We start from the raw sequence: 2,362 nt of genomic DNA on the forward strand, positions 1-2,362 counted from the left end.
GGCCGGCGAGGCGCTGGTCGTCGCGGCGCGACCGGCCTTCCCGGAAGTCCAGGACGGCACCCAGCTGGACCGGGCCCTCGCCCACGAGCGTGGCATCGAGGCCGTCGTCCGGGGACCACCAGTCGTGGGGCTCGTCGGCCTTGCGGAACGACAGGTAGGGCAAACCCCAGAGCCCGGCCGCCCGGCTCCCCTGGAAGCGCGGGCCGGCACCGGCGAATCCGCCGACCGAGACGACGGTGTTGTGATCGAACAGCGCGCTCAGGTCGTCGGCGCGCGCCATGACCGGGCACAGGGCCAGGGCCGCCGCCAGGGACAGGCCGGGCCGCGCGGCGCGCCGGGGCCATCGATTCGGAAGTGCACGGGCGTGCACGGGCAGGCGGGGCACCGTCGCGGTCCTTCTGTCACGCTAGGCTTAAAGACCTCTCCCATGACACGCCCACGTTAACGGCGGTGGGTCAATCGTCCACGCGCGCACCAAAGATCCGCCGGGGTTTCGCAGGCCTTGCTGTCTTCCGGCCGCGATCGGCCGAGCGCCGGTGCGACGACGGACCGGCCTGCAACTGGGACACGGGCGCCGGTCCTCTCTCGCCGCAGGGCTTGGAGTTTCACACAACGCCTTCGGGCATAGGCACGGGACGCACGACGCGTTTTCCCCGCCCCCTTGCGGCTACGGGCTACACCGGTTGGAAGATCCGCGTCCCGAGGATCGATACCCCACCGCTGATAACCCACGCCGCCATTCCGGGGCGCCCCAGGCGAACCCGGGCTCGAGAAACGTTGCCCGATCAGGACGTTGGCACGTCGGCGGTTCCGGATGCCGGGCTCCGCTGCGCGGCCCCGGGACGACGGGGCGTGGCCGTATCGATCCGGCCATCGCTGGAAGGATCAGACTGAACTTTCAACGATGGGGAGTGATCAAAATCCCAACTGGTGTCGCCCGTGGCTGCAACGGGAAAGAGGGCGCGTTCCGCCCGTCATCGGCCGCTGTTTGAGCATCCGAGCCGGAGTGCGCGGGGAAGCGCCTCATGCCCGCTCGGGCCCGTTCCGATGCGGGTTGCGCCGTCCACCCCGGGAAGCGCCCGCCGGCATCTCGGCGTGGCCCGAGACCGGAATCGGCCGCCCGCTCTCAGAACCCCTTCGCCCGGATCGCCTCGGCCCAGGTCACGGCCCGGCGGTTCACGCCGAGGTGCTGGCGCTCGTAGAGGCGGCCTTCGAGCTTGATCGCGCCGCGCTTGGCGTATTCCGGGCGCTCGAACGCCTCGATCACCAGCTTGGCCCTTCGCACCTCCTCGTCGGTGGGGGCGAACGAGGCGTTGGCCGGCTCCAGCTGGGTCGGGTGGATCAGGGTCTTGCCGTCGAAGCCGAGGTCGCGGGCCTGGCGGCACTCGTCGCGGCAGCCCTCCGTGTCGGCGATGTCGTTGTAGACGCCATCGAGGATCGCCAGGCCCTCGGCCCGGGCGGCGGCGAGCGCCATCATCATCCAGGGCAGCATCGGCACCCGGCCCGGTACGATCTTGGCCCAGGTGTCCTTGGCGAGATCGTTGGTGCCGAGCACCAGGCAGGTCAGGCGCATGCGCGGATCGCGCCTGGCCCGGGCGATCTCCTGGATGTTGAGGATCGAGGCCGGGGTCTCGATCATCGCCCAGACGGCGATGCCCTCGGGGGCGTCGAGGGATTCGAGCCGGTCGGCGATGCTCTCCAGCACCGCCGAGGACGAGACCTTCGGCATCAGGATCGCGTCGGGCTTGGCCTCGATCGCGGCGTGGAGGTCGGCCTCGCCCCAGGGGGTCTGCGGGGCGTTGACCCGGATCACCAATTCGCGGCTCCCGTATGCGCCGCTCTTCACCGCGGCGCAGACCTGCTCCCGGGCGAGCTCCTTCTCCTCGGGGCCGACCGCGTCCTCGAGGTCGAGGATGATGCTGTCCACCGGCAGGGTCTTGGCCTTGTCGAGCGCCCGCTGATTCGAGCCGGGCATGTAGAGCACGCTCCGGCGCAGGCGCAGGTCCGTCGTCGTGGCCATGGGCATCTCCCTCCTGCGGCCGCTCCCCGGCCGGCCTTCGTTGCACTGCACCCTAGAGCAGAACGTCCGATACGCCACGCCCGAAGTCTTGCCATCGGTGAGTCCGCGCGCGGTTTGATACGATCAAGGGCGGTGTTCGATCCAGCCGTGCTTTGGTCATGTTCTCACGGCTAAAGGCGGCCTGGGTTCAATCCTTGGATCCCGGGATCTGGTCCTATGCGCGCTCTCTCGACTGTCTTCGTCCTCGCCGGCCTGGTCCTGGCCGGGGCGCCCGATCCGGCCCGGGCCCAGAGCCGGACCACCCTGGGGGTCGGCTCCGGTGCGGTCGCCGGCGCCCTGGTG

Annotated in this window: 1 protein-coding gene and 1 pseudogene; both read right to left on the bottom strand. The window is 70.4% G+C overall.

The window, feature by feature from the left end:
• Window positions 1-385: pseudogene (locus FV228_RS27065) on the bottom strand (hypothetical protein); the annotation flags it as partial.
• Window positions 386-1,126: 741 nt separating this feature from the next.
• Complete coding sequence (locus FV228_RS27070; RefSeq protein WP_147857343.1) at window positions 1,127-2,020, bottom strand: CoA ester lyase; 894 nt, start codon at window positions 2,018-2,020, stop codon at window positions 1,127-1,129.
• Window positions 2,021-2,362 lie beyond the last annotated feature (342 nt).

The organism is Methylobacterium sp. WL18, assembly GCF_008040015.1.
Classification (GTDB): domain Bacteria; phylum Pseudomonadota; class Alphaproteobacteria; order Rhizobiales; family Beijerinckiaceae; genus Methylobacterium; species Methylobacterium mesophilicum.